Source organism: Syntrophomonas sp. UBA1041, assembly GCF_002316705.1.
Lineage (GTDB): Bacteria > Bacillota > Syntrophomonadia > Syntrophomonadales > Syntrophomonadaceae > DTU019.
The window spans coordinates 92,555-93,368 of sequence record NZ_DCEA01000120.1 but is presented as its reverse complement, the minus strand read 5'-3'; the positions used below and the strand labels follow the sequence as shown (position 1 = coordinate 93,368).

At 51.0% G+C, this 814-nt stretch carries 2 protein-coding genes; both read left to right on the top strand.

Annotated features, from left to right (window positions below):
• Nucleotides 1-564 (top strand): rod shape-determining protein (locus B2633_RS17785; RefSeq protein WP_483171974.1); only part of this gene is annotated, 564 nt, incomplete at its 5' end.
• 25 nt (nt 565-589) lie between these two features.
• The coding region (locus tag B2633_RS17780; protein ID WP_483171973.1) for a hypothetical protein at nt 590-814 on the top strand (225 nt) is incomplete at its 3' end.

Here is an 814-nt window from a genome sequence, read left to right as displayed (position 1 = left end):
GTCGATATCGGCGGGGGCACCACCGAGGTGGCGGTGATTTCCCTGGGCGGCATCGTCACTTCCAAATCGGTGCGCATCGCCGGGGACAATATGGATGAGGCCATCATTCAGCATCTGCGCAAGAATTACAACCTGTTGATCGGTGAACGCACTGCCGAGGATATCAAAATTTCGATTGGTTCGGCCCTGTGGGAGGGAGAAGAAGAACAATATGAAGTTCGGGGCCGCGATTTAGTGACCGGGCTTCCCAAGACCATAAGCGTTTCTTCCCAAGAGATTCAACAGGCGTTGAAGGAAACGGTTCAGCAGATCGTGGACGGGATCAAGGTTTGCCTGGAAAAAACACCCCCGGAATTAGCAGCCGATATCATGGACCGCGGCATCATAATGGCCGGCGGCGGAAGCCTCTTACGGGGATTGGACAAATTGATCAGCCGGGAAACCAATATGCCCGTGTATGTTTGCGAAAACCCTCTGTTGGCCGTAGGACTAGGCACGGGGAAGGTGCTGGAGAATATCGAAATACTGAAGAGGGTGCTGGTAACACATAATCGCACCTTCTAAGTTGGTGAGTGATTTGCTTACAATTTTGAAGAATAAATACCTATGGCTACTGTTGGCGGCATTTTCGGTAGCTTTTTTCGCCATGCGCGTCACCGCTATAGAAAGAGATACTATAACCTACCCGGAAACAGCCATTCGTGAAGCGTTTGCCTCACTGCAGAGCAGCTTTACCGATTTTGGCATGCGTTTTACCGACGTCACCTCAATTTTTGCCAGTAAACGCGAACTCTTGCAGCAGGTTGAATCCCTG